The sequence below is a fragment of the Candidatus Vallotiella hemipterorum genome (assembly GCF_910593725.1).
Lineage (GTDB): Bacteria > Pseudomonadota > Gammaproteobacteria > Burkholderiales > Burkholderiaceae > Mycetohabitans > Mycetohabitans hemipterorum.
Genome location: NZ_OU343031.1, coordinates 146,542 through 168,907, shown reverse-complemented (window position 1 = coordinate 168,907; position 22,366 = coordinate 146,542). Strand labels below are relative to the sequence as shown.

Below are 22,366 nucleotides of genomic sequence, written 5' to 3'. Positions count from 1 at the left end.
TAGGCAAGGCACTCGTCTTAAATTAAGGGCTAGTGACAAACTCTTTTGAATAAACTGTGCGATCGGCAGGGATGTAATAGATGGAGCGACATCTCGCGGCTTTAGGTTATCTTAATAACTTTAGGGAGGAGTTACATACCTCATCTAAGGGATTTATACCGCATGTTGGCGTAGTTGTTTCAGCAAGTCATAGCTCATTATATGATAAAATTGCCGGTATCATCAAAGCTTGATGATACCGGTCTACTCTTTTATTGTCTCCGATGTTTCCAATTTTTGGCTCCGAACGTTTCCAACAGCTCAAGTATTTAACTGTCTGTTAAAATATCTACCATCGGGAAGCGAATGCACTAAGCAAGATGTTCCGGCGCTTTGCTATGTAATGCGCTACAGAATACCAGTAAATGTGCTAGCTACGGCAGTAGCTAAAGCTGGAGGAGAGTTCGGCGTGCGCTACCAATCGTCCCAGCTGGTGGCTACCCTATTCTTCTGATAGTGATACGGCACAGAACGCGTTGCACATACGCGACTAGTCGTTAACGCAGAAGAGAGTCAATACCATAAAGATAAATCGGTTTAACGCGCGCCCCCTCCAGAACAGCCGATGCAACTATCATCAAGCAACTATAGTTGCTATGGTTAGCGTGATCACGCTACACAACCTTGGGTTACATGAGAGCGATTTACGAAAGAAGGCTTCATTACGCTACTTCCTCTTGGCGGTATACGGCAGGCAAACTTTGCCTTATCTAGTGTTGCAATCCAGCGCAAGCTGAGCAACGGATGATGCCATCCGATGCTCAGTAGCTAGACGAGTTGTAGAGTACATTTGGCAATGAAATAGGATGCGAAAAGGTTGGTGTGCGTGCAGCCTCCCACTTATATTCCAAGCACTAACCACGTTAACGGATCAGCCTGTTACATCGATCGGCAACTCAGCATAACGCTGCATCCAGTCGGTAGACAAGGGCTAAGCTTAGGCCTACGCGATGCACCGCGTTAGGCAGCGTAACTTGTCAGTGTGGACCAGACTGTCTGCACTACAGGCTTTTTTGATAGTCGCGTGCTAGACCGGCGCGGGACTATCGCTGCGACTGACTTACTAGTGCGCGCCTTCACCGCCGACTTTTCGCTGATGTCGTCGCTACAAGGTCTAGTTTTTAACACACTAGACCTTGTGCCACCGGTCAAGATAATGTTTGCGAGGCAGACGATATTCTAGCAACAGGGCCTTAAGCTGATTCTGGTAGCGAGATCGAACTAATAGCTGTAAAAATCATCGGTACCAACTTCAAAAGTCTGACACATACCGCTTAATATAATATCGAGCATGGTAAGAAAATTATAGATAGGTTGTCCCTCTAAGAGAGCCTGCAGCGTAGCAGTAGAATCCGCGTTATTACAAAATAAAGTACTTGTAGCTCGTATTCTTAAGGCGGTCGTCCGTGTAGCTGACACGGGAGGTTACATACCGTTCCCATTACACTAAAATACGCATCGGCCAAGATAGTAATACAAGACGTTCGCTAACGATCAAACGCATTGCTTATAAAACTGGAATCTCGATGCTTATTATGCATGGTCGAACATGTGCAGATCTCTATTATGGTTAATATGAATATCACATGATCCTCGCGGTTAAGGCGTCGCTGTGCAAATCTTAGTAACTTTAAACAGAGATAGCTCGACGCACATAAAGCGCGTGAAGTACTCTCGACACTGCTACTGCCGATGCAGTCATGATCGGACGCGCTACTCAAGGCCAGCCCTAGTGATGTCGTATTCCGCGAAATCGAGAACCTCCTCTTGATTAGGAGGATTTTGACACCACTGCGGATTAGCAAGATTCAATAGTAGGTGCATAGACACTTACAAGTGTATTATGATTGATGGTGAATTTACAGGTTTACGCTCCGCGCACAAGCACATTGCTTGGTATACTCACTGCCTTTCTGGTATCAATACACCCCGGAATCGAATAAAGAAACTAGACCCGAGAACAACTTAACCGTAGTCAATGCGTTTTTCTTCGACGCTCAGACGGAGTAATACCAGGCGCGCGCTATGACGTCCAGCACTAACCGCTTATTAGCATGAGAAAGCATAACATCTCGCAGTGCATTAGCAATACCCATAGTATATATGTATACGATCTAGGCGGATACTTCCCATATGACATCTATAGGATAGCGATGTTCTTCGTCAAGAAACCGACGCTAGAAATCGTTCGAGCACAGGCTCAGAGTAACTAGTCCTTAGTGCCTGGATATCTCTGGGTATTATTAAAACATGCTGCGTAAGAAACTGAGAGAGCATAGCCTGTGTTATAGCACAGTACTGATGTCTTTCGCATATTTGTTACTCTCGTACAAGCGCAAATTTAGGATTTCTTCATCATGATTAAGCAGGCACTGATTTCCGTTTCCGACAAAGCTGGTATTAGCGATTTTGCTAAAAGTCTGTGTCAGCTTGGCGTTATTTTATTATCCACGGGGGGAACAGCAAAGCTACTCGCTCGCGCGGGCTTGCCATTTACCGAGGTGGCCGACTATACCGGCTTTCCAGAAATACTCGATGGACGAGTGAAGACGCTACACCCTAAGGTCCATGGCGGCATTCTTGCGAGACGAAAGATATCTGCCCATATGGAGACACTTGCACAGCATAGGATTCTGACAATTGATATGCTGGTTGTCAATCTATATCCATTCGAGAAAACCGTCGCTCAGGAGAAATGCTCACTAGATAAAGCTATTGAAAATATCGACATTGGTGGCTCGACTATGCTGCGCTCAGCAGCGAAGAATTATCACGATGTAACAGTGGTTACTGACCCGACCGATTATGCATCAGTGCTTGACGAAATGCGCGCGAATAGGAATACAGTCAGCTATACGACTAACTTGCGTCTGGCAACTAAGGTGTTTACATATACTGCTCAATATGATAGCGCAATCACAAACTATCTCACGAGCCTCGGCGAGGACTGTCAACGTGCTACATGTAACACGTATCCAACCACTCTAAACCTATCCTTTAAGAAAGTGCAGGACCTGCGCTATGGCGAAAATCCGCATGAAGGCGCAGCATTCTACCAAGATCCGAAATCTGTTGAAGGCTCTCTAGCGAACTATCGGCAACTGCAGGGTAAAAAATTATCCTACAATAATATTGCTGATGCTGATGCAGCATGGGAGTGCGTGAAGACATTTGATGTCCCGGCATGCGTTATTATCAAGCATACGAATCCGTGCGGGGTTGCTATAGCAATGACACCAGCTGACGCCTATGCTAAGGCATGTCAGACTGATCCGATCTCGGCATTCGGTAGTGTTATCGCGTTTAATCGGGAAATTGACGAACTAGCGGCGCGGGCAGTTGCAAAACAGTTTGTCGAGGTACTACTTGCGCCATCCTTGACTGATTCGGCACGCAAAGTCTTTTCCGAAAAGCAGAACTTACGCGTTCTTCAGGTACCTCTTAGCAATGCGGTTAACTTATACGACTTAAAGTGTGTTGGAGGTGGCTTATTAGTGCAGTCGCCAGATACAAAGAATGTGCAACCACATGAGCTTCGCATAGTTACGAAACGACATCCAGTATCTAAAGAAATGGATGATCTATTGTTCGCCTGGCGTGTCGCGAAGTTTGTGAAGTCTAATGCGATCGTATTTTGCGCGAATGGTATGACCCTAGGCATTGGGGCGGGGCAAATGAGCCGAATCGATTCGGCTCGAATTGCCGGCATTAAGGCACAAAACTCACAGTTATCATTAAGTGGCTCAGCAGTTGCATCCGATGCGTTCTTTCCGTTCCGAGATGGTCTTGATGTGGTTGTTTCGGCTGGTGCGACCTGTGTAATCCAACCCGGTGGTTCGATACGAGACAATCAGATAATTTCGGCAGCCAATGAGTATAATATTGCGATGGTTATTACCGGCACACGGCATTTTCGTCACTAATACCGTGCGTGCGCTCTGCAATGCAGACTTCGTTCTAGATAATACTGATTAACTATAGTGGTAGCATGAGAATACTTGGCATCGATCCGGGATTACGCATCACCGGATTTGGCGTTATCGACAAGCATAAACACACGCTTACTTACGTAACTAGTGGAGTAATCCGCACTACGAATACTAATCTACCAAGTCGCCTAGGCACCATCTTTGATGGTGTCATGAGACTAATTCATGAGTATTACCCGGACCAGGCCGCAATCGAAAAAATATTTGTTAACGTTAACCCTCAGTCAACCCTTTTACTAGGGCAGGCACGCGGTGCGGCGATCTGTGGGCTCGTATCGGGGCATGTGCCGGTATTCGAATATGCCGCTTTACAGCTTAAGCAAGCGGTAGTTGGCTACGGGCATGCTACTAAAGACCAGATACAAAAGATGGTAGTTCGGTTGCTAAGCTTAAGCGGCTTGCCTGGCGCCGATGCTGCTGATGCACTCGGTATAGCGATCTGTCATGCGCACAGTAGACAATTCATCAATACTCTCGGTATGCTTACTCCTGTTTTAACAAAGAAAAGCTGTCGCGTAAAACATGGCCGGTTAATCAGATAGCCAGCGTAATGTTTGTTAATAGTACGCTACAGTTTGTATATATTAACTTTATAAGATTCGCTATGATCGGGCGCATTACGGGCATTCTGCTCGAGAAAACCCCACCTCATCTCCTGGCTGAGTGCAATGGTATCGGCTACGAGATTGATGTGCCGATGAGCACGTTTTATAATCTGCCTGGTACTGGTAATAAAGTCACATTATTTACTCAGCTCATTGTTCGAGAAGATGCTCATCTATTGTATGGTTTTCTCACACAACAAGAGCGGCATATTTTTAGAGAATTACTTAAGATTAGTGGCATTGGAGCTCGTATAGCGCTTGCAGTGCTTTCCGGAATGAGTGTGGTTGATTTTTCGCATACAGTTGCATTACAAGATACTACTCGCCTAACGCGAGTGCCAGGTATCGGTAAGAAAACTGCCGAACGTTTGTTGCTCGAGTTGAAAGGCAGATTGAGAGACGACGTCAGTACAACTACATCGGCCTCATTATCACTCAACTATACGACAGATGTCTTGCACGCCCTTATTTCACTTGGTTATTCCGAGAGAGAGTCGCTGATTGCAATGAAAGATATACCAGTGAGCATCAATGTATCGGATGGTATTAAACTTGCTTTAAAGATTTTGTCAAAGTTATAAACTACATAATAGTGTGATTATAGCGCGCTAGGCGCAAGTATAGTGGATGTAATGCAGTACAATCAGCTTATGATTGAAACTGATAAACTTGTCTCAGAGCGCCTGATTGAGCCAATCTCTGCGTCACCTAACGAAGAAATATTCGAACGAGCTCTACGCCCTCGGCGGCTGGCCGAATACATCGGACAAGAAAAAGTTTGCGTGCAGCTTGAGATTTTTATTGAAGCCGCAAAGCGACGATCGGAAGCACTCGATCATGTTCTACTACTTGCTCCGCCAGGGCTAGGTAAAACTACGCTTGCGCACATCGTTGCTCGAGAGATGGGTGTTAACCTGCGCCAGACATCGGGACCGGTACTTGAACGGGCCGGAGACTTGGCTGCACTACTAACTAATCTCGAAATAAACGATATATTGTTTATCGACGAGATCCACCGGCTATCACCAGTTGTTGAGGAAATTTTATACCCGGCACTCGAAGATTATCAGATTGATATTATAATTGGAGAGGGGCCGGCGGCACGCTGCGTCAAACTAGACCTTCAGCCATTCACGCTAGTAGGAGCTACTACACGCGCTGGTATGCTTACTAACCCGCTACGGGATCGCTTTGGAATTAGTGCCCGGCTCGAGTTTTATACTGCAAGCGAACTTGCGCGTATTATCGAGCGTTCAGCTTACCTTATTGGTACGAAAATTGAACCTGAAGGTGCTCTAGAGATCGCGAAACGGTCGCGCGGTACTCCGCGTATTGCGAACCGGCTGTTACGTCGCGTTCGCGATTATGCCGAAGTTAAGTCTAACGGCCGAATTACAGCACTGACAGCTGATGCTGGATTAGCAATGCTTGATGTCGACTCCCTGGGCTTTGATGTGATGGACCGTAAGCTCCTAGACTCGATCTTGTATAAGTTTGATGGTGGCCCAGTAGGTCTAGATAACTTAGCTGCCGCAATTGGTGAGGAACGCGATACGATCGAAGACATAGTTGAACCTTATTTAATCCAGCAAGGCTATCTGCAGCGTACACCGAGAGGACGTGTTGCCACGCTGCTTGCTTATCGTTACTTTGGCCTTACAGATCGCATACAAGACAAATCCGTGACCCGTAAAATGCTATCGGACAATAGTTAATCTCTAGGAGATATATCTCTAAATCATTAAGTCCCAACTTTAGTTAGGACGGGGTAAGCCAGTATAGCCACTCTCTTTGACAAAAGATTTGACTAGCAGGGTATTATTAAATTGATAAAAAAGTTCTAGCTCAATAATAACTAAAGATAATCCTTATATGCTTATAGAGCATAGTAAAGCCCATACGAGCATTATAGGGATTGTGTTTGCATCGATCTCTGGGAGAATATGATAACCGCCGTGCATAAGCGATAAAATCATCAGCCTCGTACAACCATTACTAGGCACGTAGGGTCACACGTGCAAAACGTCGCTTGCCGACCTGAACAACGTATACGCCCGACTCAAGCTTTAACTCTTTGTCAATAATTATCGTGCCATCTATTTTTACACCATACTGTTCAACATTTCTCAATGCTTCGCTGGTAGATGGAACTAGACCAGCCTGTTTCAACAATTGCTTAATAGGAAGCGGTGCGCCACCTAACTCAATTTCTGTAATATATTCAGGAACCCCGCCTCTCGCGCGCAGATTAAAATCCTCTAAAGCGCGCCGCGCATCAGCCTGGGAATGAAAACGAGCAACAATTTCCTGCGCGAATAGCGCTTTTAGCGTGCGCGGGTTATAACCGGCTTGAACCTGCCGCTGGCAGTCTGTAATCTCATCAAGACTTCGAAACGAAAGTAATTTAATGTAACGCCACATTAGTGTATCTGAGATGCTCATAAGCTTCCCAAATATCTCAGATGGCTTATCACTAATACCGATATAGTTGTTCTTAGATTTAGACATCTTGTCGACACCGTCTAACCCTTCGAGCAGCGGCATTGTCAGAATGCACTGAGGCTCCTGGCCATGCTGCCTCTGCAACTCGCGGCCCATTAATAGATTAAACTTTTGATCAGTGCCGCCCACCTCAAGATCCGATTGGAGCGCAACCGAATCATATCCTTGTATTAGAGGATATAAGAATTCATGGATCGAGATTGGCACCCTTCCTTGGAATCTCTTAGTAAAGTCCTCACGCTCGAGCATGCGCGCTACAGTATAGCGAGACGCAAGCCCGATTACACCATCAGCGCCTAGCGGCATTAACCATTCACTGTTATAGCGAATCTCAGTTTTTTTACAGTCGAGGACTAGCGCAGCTTGTGCTAAATAAGTCTTTGCATTGACTTCGATTTGCTCACGAGTGAGCGGCGGACGCGTCTGGTTTCGCCCAGATGGATCACCAATTAACGAGGTGAAATCACCAATTAGAAAAATAACGGTATGCCCCAGATCCTGTAACTGCCGCATCTTATTAAGTACCACTGTATGTCCAATGTGGATATCTGGTGCAGTTGGGTCAAGTCCTAGCTTGACACGTAATGGCTTGCCAGTTTGTGCGCTCCTTGCCAGTTTCTGTACGAACTCATCCTCAATTAGAAGCTCTTCGCAGCCACGCCGCACTATAGCCAGGATGGCGTGGACTTCATCAGTAATAGGAAAGTATGGCACAGGAACGCTAGATGTAGCACTCATTAGTTGGGAACTTTTCACGATACTGTTGCACAAATAATATACAGCAACGCATCACGTATTGCGTTTTGCAGTTTTATCTACAATAACCCTTAAAGGAATTATTTTTTATTATAGAAATGAGATGCTACGTTATGTGGCACTACTTCCGGCGGGTTTGACACTCGTGTTCAGCCGCACTATAGCGCTACGCCACTGTGGAACATAGCACTCTGTTAAATAATTAATTACTCGAATATCTCTGTATCCGTGAGTTTGAGCATAACGATCCCGTACGCTTTCGCTGCAGTATCTACACTATTGATACCTACGCATGTAGTATATACATCATCCTACTCAACAGCCATACAAGCGCAAGTTACCAGCAATACAGTCTGTACTACAGGTTGGTATAGAACAGCACTGAGTTCATATTATATGCCTGCTAAGTTAGACTCCTCATCTAGGCGGATTTTATCAGGTGTACTGGATAGCAGGTTCGCTAGCATCATGCGGCAAGCTGGTGTACTAAGTAGTTCAATCGACGAAGCGATTGATGCTCTACCAGGTATGCGCACACGAGCTGGACCTCTACGAGGACAGCGCTACCGCGTGCTAGTTGGCGCAGCAGCTGGTGAACCATGTCACACTCAACGAATCCTTCTTCTAGAAGCGAAGGCAATTAATGCCGAACCTATCCGAGCTATCTGGTATCGTCCATCTCTCATACGCGTCGACGGTTTCTATAGCGTTAATGGGCACTCGCTACAGCAAGCACTTAACCCTCGTCCTGTTATTAGCGCTCGCTTATCGTCGCGCTTTGGTAAACGCATACATCCGATTTCTGGGCACTATTCGTTTCATGGTGGCGTTGATTGGGCCGCGCCGTATGGCACACCAGTATGGGCAAGCGGGCCTGGAATTATTACATTTTCAGGGTGGAGACATGGATATGGCAAGACAGTCATCATACGCCATAATCAACAATATGAAACTATCTATGCCCATTTATCGAGAACCCCACTAAAACTAAAAGTCGGAAAAAAAATCATGCGCGGTGACGTGATTGGCTACGTAGGCAAGACCGGCCGGGCGACTGGTCCGCATCTACACTATGAAGTACGGTATCAAGGCCACCATATAAATCCACTCTCAATATCAGTCGGTAAACCTGCATCGTTACACGGCACTACGCTACACGCATTTAAGCGATACTTAAATACTTTATTAATTAATGAAAATAGCCTACCTAACATATAGCATTATAGTTAGTGATAGCAATGCTGCCTGCGTCATAGGCTGCATCGTTCTCGAGCATTATTCTTCTAATAGATATATAGTTCACAATGCTACGGAGTTTTTATATAAATAGAACCCCAGTTTAGGGGATGGCTGACCTGAAAAGTTATAGGCACATATTACCTAATGTCTAGCGAAAATATTAACGAGTGTAGGGTGGTGACTTTGCTCAAAATAGACTAATTATGTAGAACCTTGGGTAAGCTTATAACAGGAGTGCGCTAATTTTTAGTATGTATTAGTAGGCACTATAAAGCTACGCTAAGCTAGCGTAGCTTTATATCAAATAAATTATAGATATTTATATAGTATTTTTATAAAAGTACTGCAAGCACAAGTTTATATAGTAGATAATACTAATTATAAAATATTGCTACTATGGTTTTACATAAAAAATATATGTTTATAACAAAATATTGTGATTTTAGTAGATCACATTTATTATTATTAAATAAACAAGTTGACTTATTTAAGTAGTCAATAATATTTATATAGAAAAAGATGAGCCACATCCACAAGTAGTAGTCGCGTTTGGGTTTTTAATTATAAATTGAGCGCCATTTAAATCGTCTTTATAGTCAATTTCAGCACCTATTAAGTACTGATAGCTCATCGCGTCGATTAATAGGCGGACATTATTCTTATTGATTACGGTATCATCTTCGTTGATTTCTTCATCGAACGTAAAACCATATTGAAACCCTGAACAGCCGCCACCTTGAACGAATACCCGGAGATTTAGTTTTGGGTTATCTTCTTCATCGATTAGTTGTTTTACCTTTTTGGCGGCTGCATCTGTAAAAATAAGTAAGATTGGAGTTTTAGTCATAGAGGGTATACTAGTTATAGCCTTCATCGAGCTCCCGCCAAAATTTTAATACTATTCCTAAGGCTGTTACATATCACGCATTTAAGTCTGTGTATCTATATTTAAACTTATCAAAACTTTTTATGAGATTTATCGGGCGGTATACAGATGTACTTAACGCTTAGAGAATTGTTTACGACGACGCGCTTTATGCAAGCCTACTTTTTTACGCTCAACCTCACGGGCGTCTCGCGTTACAAAGCCAGCTTTTGACAAGGCTGGCTTTAATGTCTCATCATAATCAATTAGAGCTCGGGTAATACCATGGCGCACAGCACCAGCTTGACCAGTTTCGCCACCACCAATTACATTGACTTTAATATCAAAAGTATTTGTATGGCTTACAAGATTTAGTGGTTGACATATAATCATTAGCGATGTCTCGCGTGAGAAATAGTCAGCAATAAGCTGGCCATTAACGATAATATCGCCTTTACCGGACTTAATAAATACGCGAGCTACCGCGCTTTTTCGACGGCCAGTCCCGTAGTTCCAATTTCCAATCATTCTAACTATAACTCCTTAGATCTCGAGCGTCTTCGGCTGTTGAGCAGTATGCGGGTGCATTAAGTCTGCATAAACTTTTAGTTTTTTAATCATTGCGTATCCAAGCGGACCTTTTGGCAGCATACCCTTAACAGCTTTTTCAAGCGCTCTACCCGGGAAACGCTCTTGCATTTTACCAAAAACCGTTTCGTGGATGCCACCTGGATAGCCTGAGTGAGAGTAGTACTTTTTATGAGTCATTTTTTTGCCAGTAACTTTTAGTTTTCTGGCATTAACAACGACGATAAAATCACCGGTGTCGACGTGCGGCGTGAACTCGGGCTTATGTTTGCCGCGAAGGCGGCGAGCTACTTCGCTAGCGACGCGGCCAAGTACCTTATCCGTCACGTCAATCACGTACCATTCATGCCTTACCTCATGGGCTTTAGCAGAAAACGTCTTCATGATCGATCCCAATAAAATGCTTTGCTTTTAGTCCTGCTGATGAATTTGTATTAAGCGCAGCGCAGGCTTTCAAAAATTTTTTCCGAGAGCATTTTTTCGAAAAAGTTTTTATAGAAGAAATGCTAGACTAGCACTAGCTCAGTCTAATCTTGCTCTAAATGATTATAGTAGAATCTTTTCCACGTTTTATTTGACGTACTAAATATAAAAAGAGGATGCTATCGAGTCGACTAACATCGAGTATTATAGAGCTTAAACTAAGTAGTCGCAAGGAAAACTACGTTACGTTACTCCCTCATATCAAAGATATTATTTATTAAAAATAAAACTAAACCCTTAATTAATAATAGCTTTATGATTTCTAGCTAAAAGCGTACTTTAAATAAGTAATCTTCCTAAGAATTTTAATTACTGTAAAAATTTTACTACTATATTTATCCAGCTTAGCTTCTGGTAATTAGAATTTATGTATAAATCTTGGTTAATATGCAGCTTGCTTAACATCGCTATAGTAAGTTAGCAAATCAGCTGACTCAGTATACTCAAAGTAAGCTTAGGAACATACGACAGCATATAGGGGCGTTATAATCTACTTGATAAAGATAAATAGCTGCTGTTTTAATGCGGGCAATAACTAGATGTTAGTACTTTTAATAGGATTCCTTTAACATGTTCTAATAACTGCCTGGAGGTTGATAGATACCGGGCACCGGGGTAAATAGTAAATGATAATGCAACTCCCCTAAAGAAAATTTATCGCTTCTATCGACTATAAAGTCTGAGTATCCTAAACTGAGGAAGTAAGCATGAAGCGAGCTATTAATACCCTATTATAGGAGATTGCTTTTCGGCGATGATATTGCTAAGAAAGCGAAATATATACCTTTATGGGTATATGAGTATATTGTAGGCTTCCTTATAAAAGGAAACACAAAGCAGACCGGTAAGCCGGATTCTGTGCGTGCGACGTTACCCGCTACACGTGACAGCCATTCCTCTAGGTGCGTCATTACTGACGCGCTCAAGCTTCCTACCCGCAGGCTAGGGTGGGTCCACTCTTGCGCCTTGATGCAAGCGCACGCCTGCTTACTTGGAATTGCTCCGGGTGGAGGTTGCACTGCCGAACTTGTTACCGTAGTCGCGGTGCGCTTTTACCGCACCATTTCACCCTTACCTGATCCCAGTTTACACGGGCCATTGGCGGTTTACTTTCTGTTGCCCTGTTCCGCGTGTTGCCACGGATGGCTGTTAGCCATCACCCTGCCCTGTGGAGTCCGGACTTTCCTCGTCTTCTCGAAATTTTCGGAAGACGCGGCTGTCTAGTCTACTTTGCGCATTCTTATTATAACCTCATTAGATAAGCTATACTAGCGACTGAGGAATATTATAGTGCTCTATTAAAATGGTAAATGAGTATACTCGACCCCCCTATACTAGGATGGTTAGCGGTACAACTTCGTTCTGTAGGGCGAACTTGACAAGCTATTTACGTCAAACGACTGCTAAATCCTTAACTGAATGACGGAGCTTATAAAAAATGGAGTGCTGTTTGCTTTTAAAAGCAAGCAGCACTCCAGCTAACGAAATATCAGAAGTCATAAATTTTGTCAAAAATAAGTAACTGCACTATATAGCAGCCTTACTCTAGTTTACCGCTGCGTCTTAATGAGATCGCATAACTAGTCATATCACCCTTACTGTGAGAGAGATAAACATAGCACACTATGTATATGTTAAAAAATTGTCTAGATTTTCGAGAATGGATATACAACTAAATTATATTTAATATGCCATACTGGCAAAAGTATGCGGCACTGCTTCTCTAGTCTCAATTATTTTATGAGAGTAGATAAAAGCCTATAGGTACTAGGCATTTAATCTAGGATACCTGATATTAATTTTAACAACTCAAACTATAGTCTCAGTATATATTATAAACTGAACCTGCTCGGCGATGATATAATGATTTGCTCATTAGCAAAGCTTCCAGCTCAGAGCTTTACTAATTTTAAATACTACTACATTAACACCGCTTGCCTCAATGTCTTCTGGTAACGTCCAACTCGATCTCTCAAGCGTCACTGTGTCGGTAGAGCGCGGCAATCCATAGAAGTCAGGACCAAAAAAGCTTGCAAAGCCCTCTAATCGGTTCAGGGCGCCAGCTTCCTCAAAGACTTGAGCATATAGCTCCAGCGCATTTAGCGCTGTGTAGCAACCCGCGCAACCGCACTGGTTCTCCTTAAGGTTCTTCGGGTGTGGTGCGCTATCAGTACCAAGGAAAAAGCGCGGATGACCTGAAATAGCCGCCTCGACGAGTGCCACGCGGTGTGCTTCTCGCTTAAAGACGGGAAGGCAATAATAATGCGGTTGAATGCCGCCGACTAGCATTGCGTTGCGATTTAGCAGTAAGTGATGGGCAGTGATGGTTGCGCCCAGCATGCCCGGTGCTGCGTCTGCGTCACGCACATACGCTATTGCGCTGCGTGTCGTAATATGCTCAAAAACCACCCTGAGTCCAGGAAAATCTCGCCGCAATGGTTCAAGTACCCGATCGATAAATACCTCTTCTCGATCAAATACATCGATTAATGGATCCATGACCTCTCCGTGAACTAGCAGTGGCAAATTAGTCTGCTGCATTGCTTCTAGCGCAGCCGTGCAGTGGCGTATATCCGTAACACCGGCATCTGAATTAGTCGTTGTACCGGCCGGATAGAGCTTTACACCATATACGAAACCGCTTTTGTGGGCTCGCAGAATCTCATCCGACGACGTATTATCAGTTAGATATAAAGTCATTAAAGGTTCGAACGTAGTGCCAGGTCCCTGCGTAGGACGCGCATCCAGGATTCTCTGCCGATAAGATTCGGCCTGCGCAGTCGTGATAACTGGCGGCTTTAGGTTCGGCATGATAATTGCGCGGCCGAACTGCCGTGCAGTATGTGGCAGCAATGCCTTAAGCAGGGAGCCATCACGAACATGCACATGCCAATCATCAGGACGAGCGAAAGTTATCTTAGCAATTCTAAACGAGTCTAAGCCGGCTTCGGTAGGCTGATGGCAGGTATTCATGTTAATCAAAAGTAAGTTCGTAAAGGCGTGCTCGCAACTAGGCAATATATGCGTTTCCGCTTTAGTCCAGGTTTATACGGATGAGTCGTGTAATACTTTAATAATATATTATATATACGGGCTCTAAGCATATAAGTGAAGTATATATGTTTGCACTACCCCTCACTATTCACCTAGAAAAAAGAAATTATGTTATGCCTTATAAGGCTTTGACGGTTTATGCAGAGCGCAGCATAATCTTGATAAATTATGCTGGCATCTTCGTTAGAAGCGTTTTTTAAGAACTAACATTCCTTCATTTATCTTTATTAACTAGATGACACTAGCGATTTCTTAAATAATAAAGAAATACTCCACAAGTCAAAAAAACGTAATCATAGAAATTTTTAGGGCTATGCAGGGTTAGCTGATGTTTGAGGATAGCTATTCATCTAGCTCAACTCATTGATTTAGGATCTTAGATCCTATGGTATAGAGATGATATAAAAATATGCGCTAAAACTTTACTGTGTGTACTAGTTACTCGATACATATTAGCGTCTGCGCTATTATGCAGTACCTACTCCATTTTTCTACATTCAGTGTATTGCTAAGCCAGCTATTTTTACACCACATTTTTAACTTTTTAAGGTTAAGTTAGGAGGATAGATATCTTAAATAGCTTAAAGTGCTTCACGTGCAACTAACTTATATAATTATGTTTTGATTAATACAGAAGCTGTATTAACTCTATGTAATATATGAAGTTAGGATAAAGCATTAGTAATTATGATACAGTTTCTTACAAAAAATCATAAGTAAAAATGCTTTATCCTAAAAATATAACTCTATTCCTGGAAAGACTAATTATGGTATGGTATCAAGGTGGCTAGTACCTGACGACGTGGTAAACAATGTTGAGAATCTATTGCACAAGGGTAGAACTACAGTAGCGTAAAAATAGCAAAAAGAAAAAGTTAGTTACTAATAGATACGACCCAAAACCACTACTACAAAGTTATAGATTCTACTTAGGGTCTATTATATGCTGCATGTCACTGATAAAACGCTTTATAGATAATATTGACGCGCCGCGCGGTACCGCTATATGGTCTCTGGGGCGGCTTCACTTTATCTCTCTCTAGGCACTGCAAAAAATATTTAACACTACTTAGAAAATCTGCTTGATTCTCATTTATTTTTTAGTAGTCTTGATAAGAAGATCGGTGAAAAATACATTAGTACAAAATATGTTTACTAGAGATAGTAAAAAATATTTTAGTAGCTCAGACAGCTATTGTAGTTACTCTTATTAAAGCCATGCATGCAATCTATGATCTGGTATTGCATGTATAATTAGATAATTGGATGCCTAAGAAAATTTTGCCTAGCGTCTAGATATTTTTTAACGAGTTATCACCTATTAATTTTATCGTGTTCACATCACTGAACTTATTCGGAGTATGCATAAAAATATAATAATTAATTTAAAATATTAGCTAAAAAATTTTTAGCGCGGTCTAATTTTAGATGTGCAAAAAGCTTTTAATAGAATTATCATTAATAATCATCCTTTGATCTATAAAAATTACTCGATTCGCAACCTTTTTGGCAAAGCCTATTTCGTACTCATACATGACGCACATCATTGTTATCTCTTCATGCGCTAGCTTGCCCATTATATTAAGAATTTCATTAATTATCTCTAGATCAGAGTGTAATAAAATGGTAAACCTTAGTAACAAAGGTTCTGTTGTATTCGTGTTCCACTCAATGTAGACAAGTATTACTTTTGCCTCGTGCTATTCCTAATAATAACTTAGCTAATCTCTAAGCAGAGCCCGCCTCAAATAATCAAAACATAAGTATCATGATGCACAATCAAAATAAATTGTAGACAACACATCTAGGATTTTTTATAACATCGGTGTTGTAGTGCTGATAAGGTTAGGATTAAGAGGGGCAGTAAACTACTCGCATTGGCTAGTATCTACCACGCGCTGGTGATGCTACACTAGTTTTAGTAATGTGTAATTTTCTCTAATATTTTTAAATAAACATGTTTTTTCTTGATTTGATAGATTCAATCTATGACACCCGAGTTTGTGCAATATTTTAATAAACTTCACTAGAATAAGTGAGGTATATCCGCACGCATCACAATCAATTATTTTTAATACTTTATAGTCTCTAATAAACCCAGAAAATCGATAGTTAATGCCAAATCCAATCGTTTTAGAGCCTTTAAAACCCAAAGAAAGTCTGCGGCAATATAAAACGCCTGATACTACTAGTAGCCCCCCACTGCATAGTGCATAAACTGAGGTTGTTATAGATTTTTAAAGATATAAAATAATTCTAAGAAGAGACGTGTATGCATCATTAACTACCTAAAGCATATACCGTTTTCAACGATAGCGCAATTTTCTAGAGCAAAGTGCTAAGTTATAAAATATAACCTTAGGCGCACTACTTGTTTATAATACACCTACCAGAATGCGAAGATTAGCTGAAACCGCTTATGTATACAAGACACTGCAATAGCATTCTGCCATTCTAATTTAGCTCCTAGGCGGGTTTATTAACTTGCCAGTTACCATGAGTATAGCAGAAACGCGCAAAGTCGGATAATAAGCAAATGTCGAAAATAAACGGAAAAGATGCTAAATCTAAGCATCTTTTCCGTTTTAGTTACAATATATTAATACTCATCAGGTTGCATGAGATAACTCCTGAAAATAATTTTGGATCTAATGCTTATTAGTATAGTGCGAGAGCAGAAAAGCGTCCCGCAGTACGCTAATGTAATTATATCTAAATTACTTTTTTAAATATCCCTGTCTCCTATAACTAATCGGCCTTAGCTATAACGATCAGGGTGAGTGCAAATTTATTAATAATTTCCTTCTCAAAAAATTACGTTATTTTAGTAAAATAGAACAATTAAAAACGTTAAGCTAAAAGCTGTTACGTTTATTATTCTGCAAGTCGCTTCATTTTATCTTGAGTACAATCTACTTGACTGCCACACAGTTGATCTTAATCATAGTAATGATTACTACGGACTAAGAAAGTTAATTACGGATACAAACCACGCATCTCACGCGCCATCAGAATTCGTTTACACGCGATGATATAGGCTGCGGTTCGGATAGACACATTATTTTCCTGAGCTACTTGCCAGACACTAGCAAACGCTTCTCGCATTATGCGCTCTAGCCGCTGATTTATCTCGTCCTCAGTCCAAAAGAAACTGGAGAAATCCTGGACCCATTCAAAGTAAGAGACTGTTACGCCTCCGGCATTAGCGACTACGTCAGGGATTACTAGTATATTATTCTCGCGCAGGATATCATCGGCGATCGGCGTTGTTGGACCATTTGCTCCCTCTATTATGATCTTTGTGCGAATCCGAGATGCATTCTGCTCATTGATTTGACTTTCAAGCGCAGCAGGAATTAGTATATCGCTCTCAATATCCCAGAAATTATCGTTGACGAGCGACTCCGCACCCGCGAATCCGGTTACGCCGCCTCGAGCAGAAACATGCTCGAGCAACGCATGCGCATCGATACCGGATGGTTTATAGATCGTTCCAGTATGGTCCTGAACTGCAATTACTTTAACGCCTGCCTCGACAAATAGCTGTGCGGCAATCCCACCGACGTTGCCAAATCCTTGAACCGCAGCTCGAGCTGATGCGATGTCTAATCCGATACGCTGTGCCGCCTCGCAACCGACAGTAAATATCCCACGCCCTGTTGCTTCACGCCGGCCCAGCGATCCGCCTAGCGAGACTGGTTTACCTGTTACAACGCCTGTTGCCGTTTGACCAGTATTCATTGAGTACGTATCCATCATCCATGCCATCACCTGCTCATCAGTATTGACGTCAGTTGCTGGAATATCGATATGTGGCCCAATGATAATGCCAATTTCACTTGTATACCGGCGCGTAACTCGCTCGAGTTCATTTCGTGAGAGCTTTCGTGGGTCGACTCGAATGCCACCTTTCGCACCACCATATGGTACGTTAACTGCGGCATTTTTAATCGACATCCAGGCGGAGAGCGCCATTACTTCGGATAGTGTGACATCCTGGTGATATCGTACACCACCCTTCCCGGGGCCGCGTGATGTATTGTGCTGAACTCGGTATCCCTCAAAATGGGCTGTAGTGCCGTTGTCCATTTCAATTGGCACGTCGACGATTAGAATGCGCTTGGGTCGCTTGAGCGTCTCAAGCCAGCGAGAAAGCGAACCCAGATGGGGCGCTACACGATCAATTTGCTGCAAATAAGAGCCCCATGGACCCAACGAATCAGTATGTAAGTAGGAAGGCAAAGCGTGCTTAGAAGGCATCGATGAATTGTTCAAAACAGTTTGCTGCGCGGACATGAATAGGTTCTCTTCAGTCAAGAAGGCCGTCATTGTAAAAAGCGGCAAGACTAAATCCAACGCTAAATTATCATGCTCTGTTTTTCTTGGAAAAATGTATAGTGCCATATTATTCCAAGCGAGAGATACGATAAGACAGCGCGTTCTCCTGCTAGCTGCACACTTATAATCTCTATGCAACGCACTAGCTTATTGCAATATAACCAGATCTTTGTCGAGAGCGTGAACTAGTTAGCTATCGCATCTTATAGAAGTGGTTTAAGCGGTTATCGATAAAAAGTATCGATAACCGCTTAACCATTGCTATATTATCTAGTAGGAATTTGCCGGTGAACCTAGTCATAGTTGTCGCCTTGACCTTTTCGGCCAGATTGGTTTTATACGCTTACTTAGTTAAATAAAATTAATCAAGTTCCTTATGTTTAGAGGAATGAAACATACGCAGTTATAGTAACCGGCTAATTATGCTTTATTCCCGGTATAAGTATTTTATTAATATATAGGATGGCTATAATAGCGATAGCTTATCATCAAGTCATAACTTCCTCCACTAGTGAAAGCGCCTTACACTACGTAGGTTTAGCTCAAAAAAGTTCATAAGGCGCGCTCAAGACGAAAACTTAATTGTGCTCGCTAATGTTTGCTGCGGGCAACTCTTATAAGACAACAATCATTAGTCGTTATACCAGGCCCTACACAATCTTTCCACGATACTCTTAATTATAGTCACGGAATAGCGCACAACAAAATAGATTGTAATATTCAGCAGCATTATGCTGCCCCGCCAGGGGCTTATACATAAATAGACGATATGCCGTAATAATAGTAAAGCTATTAAACATATGCAGCCTTATTACACAGTAATGTTAATGGTTGCAATAACACATAAATCATCAGAAGTTTAATCTAGCGCTCTACTATTAGTATAAATAATTGTTCTGAACGTCTAATGACATCGAGTGGTTGTATATAAATACAATAGGTTCAATGATACATTCATCGAAATCAACATACTTAGCTTAGATTAGTGTTCTGATTCTCAGAAAACAAGCAAATGCTAAGCATATATAATTTTATATATACTAATAGGTAGTTTAGGTATTATTTGCTTAATCAATTTTAAGAAAAGTTGATAAATATTCATTTTTAAAAACAGCGCGCAGAACTTATTGGTTTATATAAGCGGTCATAGAAAAAAATTCTTTAACTAGCATACGAATACGTCGAACTGATTTCGACCACCTCCCTAATTTAATACCCGACACTAAATTAATAGCATTGCATATTCCCCTGAATTACACAATAAATCCAAACCGCCAACTAGATTATGGCGCAGATTAAGCTCGCTAGTATAGGCCTGATATCGTTTGCACAAACAGTTACGTTGTCACGGTTGAGGGAATTATTTTGACTTTAAATAACCAATATTCATTGGCGACCGCTAAGCTAGTAGCACATATCACTGATAATCTAACTGATGATTAGATTATCAGTGATATGGTAATTTATACGCAACGCGTAGAGTTAGCAAAAGTATTAAAGTATCATAAAGCTTTCTCCGCCGACTTATGTCAGCGATCGGTTCCATAGCACGCACCATCTAAATAGTAACACTAGGCAAAGCCCCTAAGAGTACTACTAATCTACTTTATTAATGAGCAAATCTTATTTATTACTATATGGACAATATGCCTAACGCTAATACCGGATAATATAATGTTGCAATAGAGCAAAAATATCTTGATAAGCACTTAACCGAAGCAAAGTAAATATATTGTTATTGCTTGCATAAAGCTGGCTAGAAGCCAGCTTTATGCATAGTATAATATCTATTTTAATTAGATTAGCTATATTTCAGCGCTTAGGCAGCGCTCTGTGCTATAGTAAGGCGCTATCGGAATATATAGGATATAATCTTAAATTTTCTCAAAGAAGGAAGTATTAAACAACAACAACGTAAAAGCCTGAAGGTGTTAAAAAAATAAAAGATTATAAACGTATGCATCAGTATAAGGCACAGACGCACTACGATGTAGTTAGAATAGAGTTACTAGGTATAAAAGAACGATATAATAATTATTATTTTTTAATTTTTACTTATTTAAAGTATAGGTTTGATTAAATACCATAATCCTAGTCTAGATAAAGATTAACAGCGGCACTTTCGCTAGTGCTGCTGTTAACAAGCTATGACAGCTTATTAACAATACTAGCTCAAGCTCCGATATACAGCTCAGGTACTAATATAGATAGTAACTGAGATTAGAATTAATATTAATATCAATTCATGTGTTTTCTAGATACGTGTACTACGACGCATAGAGTAGTAGATGCTAGACAATAAGGCTACTGTCGCCTAACAAGGGCGACAGTAATATTTAACTGGATTCCATATAGATTTGATAATGCCTATGTCAGGCTATACGTAGATATCTAAAAATTTAGTTGTCTCAAGATTAGCTACATACCCCTCTATCAGATAGACCTATAACATATAGTACATTATATATTCGAGCATAGAATAACTGGAGTCTAGTTATTAGCATCCCGCATACCAGTTGTTACAGTGTCTATGCATATCTAGGCAATACGTACAAAGTAATTCTCTAGTATTTACTGCTTGGATAGACTTTTACCAGCCCTCGCAGGCATGCGAGATGACTCTGTTTTTTATCCGTATATCTGCATGCCCTGAATAAAATTAACTAGAAGTCCGATTATCAATGTATCTATTTTAGATCTCTAGTCTTTCCCACACGGCACTTAAGATAAAAATATAGATTTACTTGTTTATTACATAATAATTTTTTATTATACCGAAAAGAAAATAATTACAAATAATTGTAGGCAATACAATCTATGTAATAACACACTATAAAAATAATTTTACTATATTGTGCTAACAATTAGTAAGCAGCTAGTATTGAGATTTATCGCATGCATTTAAAGTGCTAAGTAATGGCACAGACTGTGCCCGTAATTAAGCAATGACAAATATTTTTAAATTAATCAAGAATCTCAAATATTTTTGATAAAAAAGATAGAAAATCTAGATTTTTATCTAGAATACTATGAAAAATAGCTCATCATTAAGTTATGTAGGTTTTTTTGAATCTCATCTATTAGTTGGAATACAAGATAATATCTGTTGTACACGTATTACTAATATTAGATATAGCTTAGTATGCGGTGACTTTAAATAGCAAAAGCTCCAATTAAATGCCTCAAAACGCTTTAAGGCGTACTCAAAATAGTGTGCAGGTAACCCCATCCTGGGTATTTGTTATCTTATAATTAAGCTTGAGATTAGATAATAAGGTGGCGCGCCCGGTATAGATTACTACGATCATATTATGAATTAGTACGCTTGTAGCACAATATTAATATACCTATACGTCTTGATAACTAATATATAAAATGCTAGCTCGCACTCAAGCGAAACACATTTATTCTATATTTAATTATTAAAAATATTCGCTCACCATGACCTGCAGCGCAAATTAACTTACGCCGCATCTAGCGGCTAATTAAGAAATTTTGGTTAAGCACTAGATAATTTTATATTCATAAATAGCATAGTGCTGAGCAAACTAGTATTAGTTTAGCAGTGTAAAGTAACAGGTATATTTAATGAATAAAAAAGGGGGGCCTTAAACTAGTATTTCGTTATATAAAATTTTATATACCCTATAAAATAATGGAGTTAATTCTCATCGGCTTATAGTGAGTTAGAATGAATTCTAAAGTAGCACTACAAAACATAGATTTACTATGTAATGGTATAGTCATAATTATATATGTATCAATTTTTATTGATTACTGCATGCGCATGTCTTTCGGAAAAGCGTATATATATGCAAGGCTTAAAAAATACCTAGCCCGAACAAGGCCTTATGCTGATTGTGTCAATACTTCTCTATAAACCCTATAATGATGTATTAAAACACACT

The 22,366-nt window shown here is 41.0% G+C and carries 14 protein-coding genes and 1 other RNA gene; 8 read left to right on the top strand and 7 right to left on the bottom strand.

Annotated elements, in window-relative coordinates; all coding sequences use genetic code 11:
* Positions 1–80 precede the first annotated feature (80 nt).
* From KW136_RS00565 to ruvB, 7 genes are all read left to right on the top strand, one after another.
* Positions 81–233, top strand: a complete 153-nt coding sequence (locus tag KW136_RS00565) for a hypothetical protein (protein ID WP_216796423.1) — start codon at positions 81–83, stop codon at positions 231–233.
* Between the two features lie 788 nt (positions 234–1,021).
* Positions 1,022–1,222 (top strand): hypothetical protein, encoded by a 201-nt coding sequence (locus tag KW136_RS00560; protein WP_216796421.1) that lies wholly within the window; start codon positions 1,022–1,024, stop codon positions 1,220–1,222.
* Between the two features lie 229 nt (positions 1,223–1,451).
* Entirely contained in the window at positions 1,452–1,613 is a 162-nt protein-coding gene (locus tag KW136_RS04215; protein WP_216797359.1) for a tRNA-dihydrouridine synthase, read from the top strand.
* Between the two features lie 783 nt (positions 1,614–2,396).
* The gene (gene purH, locus KW136_RS00550) at positions 2,397–3,962 is read left to right on the top strand and encodes a bifunctional phosphoribosylaminoimidazolecarboxamide formyltransferase/IMP cyclohydrolase (protein WP_216796420.1); all 1,566 of its coding nucleotides are present in this window, start codon (positions 2,397–2,399) and stop codon (positions 3,960–3,962) included.
* 65 nt (positions 3,963–4,027) lie between these two features.
* Positions 4,028–4,570 (top strand): crossover junction endodeoxyribonuclease RuvC, encoded by a 543-nt coding sequence (gene ruvC, locus KW136_RS00545; RefSeq protein ID WP_216796419.1) that lies wholly within the window; start codon positions 4,028–4,030, stop codon positions 4,568–4,570.
* Between the two features lie 62 nt (positions 4,571–4,632).
* Positions 4,633–5,214 carry a Holliday junction branch migration protein RuvA gene (ruvA, locus tag KW136_RS00540; protein ID WP_216796418.1) on the top strand — a complete coding sequence of 194 codons (582 nt, stop codon included), beginning with the start codon at positions 4,633–4,635 and terminating at the stop codon, positions 5,212–5,214.
* A gap of 69 nt (positions 5,215–5,283) precedes the next feature.
* A complete protein-coding gene (ruvB, locus tag KW136_RS00535; protein WP_216797358.1) occupies positions 5,284–6,348 on the top strand; it encodes a Holliday junction branch migration DNA helicase RuvB in 1,065 nt (354 codons plus the stop codon).
* A 280-nt stretch (positions 6,349–6,628) separates the two neighbouring features.
* Here ruvB and tyrS read toward each other — a convergent pair whose 3' ends face one another.
* Entirely contained in the window at positions 6,629–7,873 is a 1,245-nt protein-coding gene (gene tyrS / locus KW136_RS00530) for a tyrosine--tRNA ligase (RefSeq protein ID WP_216796417.1), read from the bottom strand.
* Between the two features lie 414 nt (positions 7,874–8,287).
* Between tyrS and KW136_RS00525 the strand changes: the two genes are divergently transcribed.
* A complete protein-coding gene (locus KW136_RS00525; RefSeq protein ID WP_216796415.1) occupies positions 8,288–9,109 on the top strand; it encodes a M23 family metallopeptidase in 822 nt (273 codons plus the stop codon).
* Between the two features lie 526 nt (positions 9,110–9,635).
* Here KW136_RS00525 and erpA read toward each other — a convergent pair.
* The 6 genes from erpA to KW136_RS00495 form a co-directional block, all read right to left on the bottom strand.
* Positions 9,636–9,977: an iron-sulfur cluster insertion protein ErpA gene (gene erpA, locus KW136_RS00520; protein WP_420885623.1), complete on the bottom strand. Its 342-nt coding sequence runs from the start codon at positions 9,975–9,977 to the stop codon at positions 9,636–9,638.
* A 153-nt stretch (positions 9,978–10,130) separates the two neighbouring features.
* On the bottom strand, positions 10,131–10,523 hold the full coding sequence (gene rpsI, locus KW136_RS00515) for a 30S ribosomal protein S9 (RefSeq protein ID WP_216796413.1): 393 nt from the start codon (positions 10,521–10,523) through the stop codon (positions 10,131–10,133).
* Positions 10,524–10,538: 15 nt separating this feature from the next.
* A complete protein-coding gene (gene rplM, locus KW136_RS00510) occupies positions 10,539–10,967 on the bottom strand; it encodes a 50S ribosomal protein L13 (protein ID WP_216796412.1) in 429 nt (142 codons plus the stop codon).
* 928 nt (positions 10,968–11,895) lie between these two features.
* An RNA gene (rnpB, locus tag KW136_RS00505) (RNase P RNA component class A) lies at positions 11,896–12,298 on the bottom strand.
* Between the two features lie 643 nt (positions 12,299–12,941).
* Entirely contained in the window at positions 12,942–14,039 is a 1,098-nt protein-coding gene (gene pyrC, locus KW136_RS00500) for a dihydroorotase (RefSeq protein ID WP_216796411.1), read from the bottom strand.
* 3,057 nt (positions 14,040–17,096) lie between these two features.
* Entirely contained in the window at positions 17,097–18,416 is a 1,320-nt protein-coding gene (locus tag KW136_RS00495) for a Glu/Leu/Phe/Val family dehydrogenase (RefSeq protein WP_420885629.1), read from the bottom strand.
* Between the last annotated feature and the right edge of the window lie 3,950 nt (positions 18,417–22,366).

What these genes read in the sequence shown, in the direction of transcription:
- KW136_RS00565 (WP_216796423.1), top strand. Translation starts at nt 81, where the DNA reads ATGGAGCGACATCTCGCGGCTTTAGGTTATCTTAATAACTTTAGGGAG.
- ruvA (WP_216796418.1), top strand. Translation starts at nt 4,633, where the DNA reads ATGATCGGGCGCATTACGGGCATTCTGCTCGAGAAAACCCCACCTCAT.
- erpA (WP_420885623.1), bottom strand. Translation starts at nt 9,977, where the DNA reads ATGACTAAAACTCCAATCTTACTTATTTTTACAGATGCAGCCGCCAAA.
- rplM (WP_216796412.1), bottom strand. Translation starts at nt 10,967, where the DNA reads ATGAAGACGTTTTCTGCTAAAGCCCATGAGGTAAGGCATGAATGGTAC.
- pyrC (WP_216796411.1), bottom strand. Translation starts at nt 14,039, where the DNA reads ATGAATACCTGCCATCAGCCTACCGAAGCCGGCTTAGACTCGTTTAGA.
- ruvB (WP_216797358.1), top strand. Translation starts at nt 5,284, where the DNA reads ATGATTGAAACTGATAAACTTGTCTCAGAGCGCCTGATTGAGCCAATC.
- purH (WP_216796420.1), top strand. Translation starts at nt 2,397, where the DNA reads ATGATTAAGCAGGCACTGATTTCCGTTTCCGACAAAGCTGGTATTAGC.
- KW136_RS00495 (WP_420885629.1), bottom strand. Translation starts at nt 18,416, where the DNA reads ATGTCCGCGCAGCAAACTGTTTTGAACAATTCATCGATGCCTTCTAAG.
- ruvC (WP_216796419.1), top strand. Translation starts at nt 4,028, where the DNA reads ATGAGAATACTTGGCATCGATCCGGGATTACGCATCACCGGATTTGGC.
- rpsI (WP_216796413.1), bottom strand. Translation starts at nt 10,523, where the DNA reads ATGATTGGAAATTGGAACTACGGGACTGGCCGTCGAAAAAGCGCGGTA.
- KW136_RS00525 (WP_216796415.1), top strand. Translation starts at nt 8,288, where the DNA reads ATGCCTGCTAAGTTAGACTCCTCATCTAGGCGGATTTTATCAGGTGTA.
- tyrS (WP_216796417.1), bottom strand. Translation starts at nt 7,873, where the DNA reads ATGAGTGCTACATCTAGCGTTCCTGTGCCATACTTTCCTATTACTGAT.